6 protein-coding genes are annotated in these 6,272 nt (G+C 59.9%); 4 read left to right on the forward strand and 2 right to left on the reverse strand.

Going from position 1 to position 6,272, the window contains the following annotated elements:
- Positions 1–21: 21 nt before the first annotated feature.
- The 4 genes from AC07R0_RS23345 (at position 22) to AC07R0_RS23360 (ending at position 3,837) form a co-directional block, all read left to right on the forward strand.
- Positions 22–450 (forward strand): organic hydroperoxide resistance protein, encoded by a 429-nt coding sequence (locus AC07R0_RS23345; protein ID WP_495076886.1) that lies wholly within the window; start codon positions 22–24, stop codon positions 448–450.
- A gap of 89 nt (positions 451–539) precedes the next feature.
- The gene (locus tag AC07R0_RS23350) at positions 540–1,577 is read left to right on the forward strand and encodes a serine/threonine protein kinase (protein WP_495106662.1); all 1,038 of its coding nucleotides are present in this window, start codon (positions 540–542) and stop codon (positions 1,575–1,577) included.
- A 126-nt stretch (positions 1,578–1,703) separates the two neighbouring features.
- Positions 1,704–3,305 (forward strand): HDOD domain-containing protein, encoded by a 1,602-nt coding sequence (locus tag AC07R0_RS23355; RefSeq protein WP_495106663.1) that lies wholly within the window; start codon positions 1,704–1,706, stop codon positions 3,303–3,305.
- 196 nt (positions 3,306–3,501) lie between these two features.
- On the forward strand, positions 3,502–3,837 hold the full coding sequence (locus AC07R0_RS23360; protein WP_495106664.1) for an integrase core domain-containing protein: 336 nt from the start codon (positions 3,502–3,504) through the stop codon (positions 3,835–3,837).
- 242 nt (positions 3,838–4,079) lie between these two features.
- Here the strand turns inward: AC07R0_RS23360 and AC07R0_RS23365 are convergent, their stop codons facing one another.
- A complete protein-coding gene (locus AC07R0_RS23365) occupies positions 4,080–4,484 on the reverse strand; it encodes a hypothetical protein (protein WP_495098683.1) in 405 nt (134 codons plus the stop codon).
- Positions 4,485–4,487: 3 nt separating this feature from the next.
- A partial coding sequence (locus AC07R0_RS23370; RefSeq protein WP_495106665.1) for a DUF637 domain-containing protein occupies positions 4,488–6,272 on the reverse strand: 1,785 nt, incomplete at its 5' end.

Below are 6,272 nucleotides of genomic sequence, written 5' to 3' on the forward strand. Positions count from 1 at the left end.
ACCCACCCCAAAGGAAACACCATGGTTACCAAACTCGACAAAGTGCTCTACACCGCCCACGCCCACACCACCGGCGGCCGCGAAGGCAAGTCTGCCAGCGACGACGGCAAGCTCAGCGTGACCCTGGCACCCCCCCCAGCCCTGGGTGGCAACGGCAACGGCACCAACCCAGAGCAGCTGTTCGCTGCCGGCTACTCCGCCTGCTTCATGGGTGCCATGAAACACGTGGCCGGCCTGAAGAAGATCAGCGTGCCCGCCGACGCCAGCATTGACGCCAGCATCGACATCGGCCCCATCCCTGCCGGCTTCGGCATCGCTGCGCAGCTGAAGATCAGCCTGCCTGGCATGGACCGCGCTGTGGCCCAGGACCTGATCGACACCGCCCACGGCGTGTGCCCCTACTCCAACGCCACCCGCGGCAACATCGAAGTGACCTTGACTCTGGTCTAAGCACTCTCTTGCCCGCGAGGGCAGCCCTAAAAAGCCCGCGCCATTTCCATGGCGTGGGCTTTTTGTTTTGCAGCGGTGACAATCGCGGCATGTCCACCCCCAATGCTTCCTCCAACGCCGCCCATCCCTACCAAACCCTCACGCCGGACGTCGTGATGGATGCGCTGGCCAGCGTCGGCCTGTATGGCGATGGGCGCATGGTGGCGCTCAGCTCGTATGAAAACCGCGTCTACCAGGCGCATCTGGAAGACGGCAGCGCGGTGGTGGCCAAGTTCTACCGGCCCGGCCGCTGGAGCCAGGCGCAGATTCTGGAAGAACACAGCTTCGCCGCCGAGCTGATGGAGGCCGAAATCCCGGCCGTTGGCCCGCTGGTGCTGGACGGCCGCACCCTGCATGACTTTGCCGGCTTTGCCTTCAGCGTCAGCCCGCGCCGGGGTGGCCGCCCGCCCGAGCTGGACGACTTCGAGGTGCTGGAGTGGATAGGCCGCTTCCTGGCGCGCATCCATACCGTGGGCGCCAAGAAAGCCTTTGTGCACCGCCCCGCGCTGGACCTGGAAAGCTTCGGCATCCACTCGCGCGACTGGCTGCTGAAGCACGAAATCGTGCCGCTGGACGTGCAGGCCGCCTGGCATAAGGCCTGCAGTGATGCTCTCGATTTAATAGCTGCCAGCGCACTACCTTCCAGCGCTGGAGGCATAAAAGACTCCGATGCCAAAATCCTGCGCCTGCACGGCGACTGCCACCCCGGCAACATCCTCTGGACCCCCACCGACGGCCCCAACGGCGGCCCGCACTTCGTTGACCTGGACGACGCCCGTACCGGCCCGGCCGTGCAAGACCTGTGGATGCTGCTCAGCGGCGACCGTGCGCAGCGCACCGGCCAGCTCAGCGGCCTGATCGATGGCTACGAGCAGTTCCGCGACTTCGACCGGCGCGAGCTGGCGCTGATCGAGCCGCTGCGCACCCTGCGCCTCATCCACTACAGCGCCTGGCTGGCCCGGCGCTGGAGCGACCCGACCTTCCCCATCAACTTCCCCTGGTTCGGTAGCAGCGACTACTGGACCGGCCAGGTGAACATGCTGACGGAACAGATCGAGGCCATGCAGGAAGAGCCGTTGTACGTATAAATACGGGGGACGCAGCGGTCAAAATATTGCGTCCATTTGTAACCGCAGTGCCATACTGCGGAAAGAAACAACCTATTGCGGCACACCTGCCTTTGCATTCCTTTCCCCCTTGTATTTCTTTCCCATATGGCCGACCTGATACCACCCACCCCGGCCCCCACCGACGCAGCAGCGCTCGGCACCGACCACGGCACCCTGCTCGCGCTGCTGGCGCGCATGCGCCTGCAGAGCGACTTCCCGGCCATGTCGGACTCCATCATCCGCATCCAGGGCATGGCCAGCTCCGAGACTGAAAGCGTCGGCAGCGTCACCAATGAAATTTTGAAAGACGTGGCGCTGACCAACAAGCTGCTGCGCCTGGTCAACAGCGCGCACTTTGCAGCGCGTGGCGGCAGCATCAGCACCGTGTCGCGGGCCGTCAGCCTGGTGGGCTTCAACGGCATCCGCAATATGGCGCTCAGCCTGGTGCTGCTGGAACACATGCGCGACAAGGTCCACGCCAGCCTGCTGAAGGAAGAGTTCGTGCGCTCGCTGATGGCCGGCGCCATCGCCAGCGAGTTGTGCACGGCCTCCCAAGAGAGCGAAGAAGCCTTCATCGGCGCCATGTTCCAGAACCTGGGCCGCATGCTGGCCGAGCTGTACTTCCCGCAAGAAGCGCGTGCCGTGCGTGGCCTGCTGGCAGCGCCCCAGCAGCACCTGACCGAAGCCGCCGCGTCCACCAGCGTGCTGGGCCTGAGCTTTGAATCGCTGGGCGTGGGCGTGGCCCAATCCTGGGGCCTGCCCGAGGGCATGCGCCGCTGCATGCGCAAGCCCGGTGGCGAACCGCCCCTGCGCCCACCGGTGGGCCTGGAGGAGCGACTGCGCTGGATCGCCACCGCCGCCAACGACATCGCCGACACCCTGCAGCGAGCCGACCCCAAAGACCTGCCGGTACGCCTGGCCCTGCTGTCGCGCCGCTACGCCAAAACCCTGGGCTTGAGCCCCGAAGCGGTACAAAAAGCCACGCTGCTGGCCCGCAAGAAGCTGATTGAAATGGCCGACGCCATGGAGATCCAGCTACCGGCAGGCTCGGGTTCGGCCCAGCTGCTGAAGACGCCCAGCGACGACAGCATCCTGCCCATCGACGGGTTCCTGGACACCCTGGCCCCAATGGAGCTGCAAGCCACCCCTGTGGAACCTGCCGAGGCGGCCGCCCCCGCGTCAGAGCCCAGCGCCGCCGACATCCTGACCGCCGGCATCCTGGACATCACCCACGCCATGGTGGAAGACTTCAAGCTCAGCGACGTGCTGCGCATGATTCTGGAAACCATGTTCCGCGCCATGCGCTTTCAGCGCATCATCTTCTGCATGCGCGACGCCAAGACCGACGCGCTGACCGGCCGATTCGGCCTGGGCGAGGGCGTGGAAGCCCTGGCCAAATCCTTCCATGTGCCGCTCAAGGCCAGCGACACCCAAGACCTGTTCACCGCCGTCTGCCTCAAGGGCGCCGACACCCTGATCAACGACGCCACCGAGGCCCGTATCGCCGAGCGCCTGCCCGCCTGGTACGCCCAGCAGTTCCACGCCCCCACGTTCCTGCTGCTGCCCCTGGCCATCAAAGGCAAACCCCTGGGCCTGGTCTACGCCGACACCGCCCAGCCCGGCGGCCTGGTGGTGGATGAAAAAGAACTGGCCCTGCTGCGCACCCTGCGCAACCAGGCTGTGATGGCGTTCAAGCAGTCGGCCTGAGGTCACGCTGCTGGGCGTGTTGACTACAGTTCGGGGTATCTAAATGCTTTTAAATTGATAGCTGCTAGCGTAGGTGATATCTGCGCTAGAGGCTGATTTGATGTTTGAACTACTTGCCTAAACTAGCTTTGCCATCTGTAGGCATGGCAAGTCCAACCGCATTCGTACCGACAACGAAATCATCTTCACCAACTGGGTGTTCACTACCTTTCTGAAACTGGTGGGCATTCGCCATCAGCGCCTTCCCACCTGTGCGCCTTGGTGCAACGGACGCATCGAGCGCTTATTTCGAACGCTCAAGCAGCTGCTACGCCAACTTGTCATTCCTGGTCGCCGGGCTTTGCATGCTGCCCTGCAAGAGTTCACCCTGCTCTACAACCATGCGCGGCCCCACCAGAACCTGGCGGAGTTGACGCCTGCGGGGGCATGGAACGGGTGGAGCAAGGTGGCCTTGGCGCAGACGCCACCCCAGCGGGCGGTGCTGGTGCAGGCATTGGATGGATTGCTGGTGGGGTACTGCATGCGCAGGTAGCGGCGCACAACGAGACGGCGTAATCATCGATCAACAGTCACTGTCCGCAGAGGACGGGGGATGCTACGCTCGGATGCGAAGATTTGCTTAATTAGCGGTCAAAGCGGCAAGGTAAAACGTAACGAACCGAGCAGACTTACGGTGAGAGACAGAACCAATCTCGTGAAAACGCGGTTGGAAATGCATACTCGGAGCTTGGCGGACATGCGGACAGGACACCTGTCGTCGATGGTTTTCTGCACCTAGTCATGCTCACGACGATAGCTCTTAATCCATGCAACGTCGTAACGCTTATCAAGTTCAAGTCGTTTCAGTATCTCTGTCCACTCCCATGCGACATGTTCGTGCGTACCCCGTCGCTCCTCACTCGTTTTTTCGTACTCCATCGCCTTTTCATCCGGATAGTGATTCAGCGCGGTTTTGCAACGAAGATAAAAAATATTGAAACAGTCTTTTTCAACGTAACTTAATTCGATACCCTCTACGCCCCAGTCAAAGTAGCACGCCTCTTGGCAGGCCAATTCCGAAGGTTTGAAGTACGATTTCACTCGATCAAATATGTTTTCGAAAACAAATCTATTGGTCATCCATGACCTGTTTTCCCATTCAATAGACTCATCCGAACTAATCCATAGATGTTGACTCACCTTCTACCTCCGAATCAAAATTTGGCTGCGCTGTGCGGGGGATAGTGTATTGATCCAGTTGCTGACTTTCACTTGATTCACTGGCGTGAGGTTCGCGAAATCAAGAACAACAACGTCGGCCTTGGTCAAGTGCGCGTTAAGACTAGCCTCTGTTTTAGGCCAGTTCATGTCGAAATAATTGTTCATACTTGGAACCTTGTTCGGTTCAGCAGTGAACATGAAATCCCCTGTTTTGCCAGCGTTTGGACCGGACTCAAAAACAAAGTCGGGGCTCTTTGGGCGACTGCCATCAGGATTCACAGGAGGTTTCTCAACCATCTTGATGGTGCTGCCAGTCGCATTTTCCAACTGCGCCGCAACTTGAACTTCGTGTGAAGCTGCATTTGAATCCGTGGACAACCGACTAATTTGCGACCCACTTACAGAAGTTGTTGGGTTAATGGTGGCAACACCTGTTGCAGGGTCGATATACGTCACTGAAAGACCACGCCCTGAGGATGCACCGGCATCCGCAACCGTTTCCCCATTTGCCCCCACTTGAGCCTTTGCAATTGCTTGCACCTCTATTTTTGCAGCAGTGGTTGCCGCCTGAGAATCTTGCAAAGCTTCACGCAGCATGGTCAATCTGCCGGAGATGCTGGAGGCACTCAATCCCTTGAGTGCTAGACCACTGCTGGCAATAGCTTCACCTACACCCTCGCCCCATTCCCGTTGATTGATAGGTTTGAGCAGGCCTGCGCTACCCATAGCCCTGATCTGTTCTACGCTGGCTTGGCGCAGGGTGGTGTTTTCAGCGTCAAGTTGGGTTAGTCGGTTGATGATTTCGCCACGACGATTTGCGGCCGCGCTACTGGTATCACCCCTTTCGTTGAGTCGCTGGAGTTCTTGCGTGAGGTCAAGTTGATTTTGCAGGTTACTTTGGCGTTCTTGGCGCAATTCTCCCAGCACGGCCCATTGCACAACTGCAGGTTGCTTGCGCATGTTTCCGTAATCTCTGGCCGCGTCGTTGAGTGCCAAGTCTGAACCTGTAAGCGCCCCAGCATTGCTGCCATTCACACCGGCAATGGTTTGGCCGTTCTGCGGCATGTAGGCTTTTGTATACGTAACATCTAGCAGTTGTTGAACAGCCGGGCTGGTCTTTGCATATTGCCCAAATTCAGCGTGGTTGTCGCGCGTGGCTTGATCTGCGCTGAAGAGTTGATAAGTTTGCCCAGTGAGCCCGTCCACCATGGATTGCCCGGCACCCAAGGTTTTCAAAAATGCTTGGGCTTGTGCATCATCGGAGCCCAACCGCTCTGCGTGTGCACTGTCGTTATTGCGTTCAGCTTGCTGGGTCAATTCGGCCTCGGCACGCTCAACACTGATACCACGTTGTAACGCGTACTGTTTGGCGTTGTCCTTGATAAGTTTGGCTTCCGTCGGATGCAACTGCCGGTTATACGTATCCACCTCCTGCGCCGCGCGCATGGCCGTAGTGGCGTCATGCCCAGTGGCAGTAGCCAACACCATAGAGCCCAGCGCAGTCACCAGCTCCGCGTACTTGCCCGTGCTGCCCAGATAGGGCGAGAGCAGCTCGGCCGTGGCCCCACCCATGGCCGCACTGGCGCAGTCGCCACCCATGGCCTGGGCCTGCGCGCACTGCACCGCCGCGTGGGCAACCGCTTTGCCGATATCGCCCGCATCGATGTGATTGTCTTTAGCCCAATCACCAATCTGCGTCGTCAGGCTCTGGCCCAGCGCCGTGACCAGGGCACTGGCGGCGCTGTCGCTGAACTTGCCGCCATTGAT

Source organism: Rhodoferax sp. GW821-FHT07F03 (assembly GCF_059418745.1).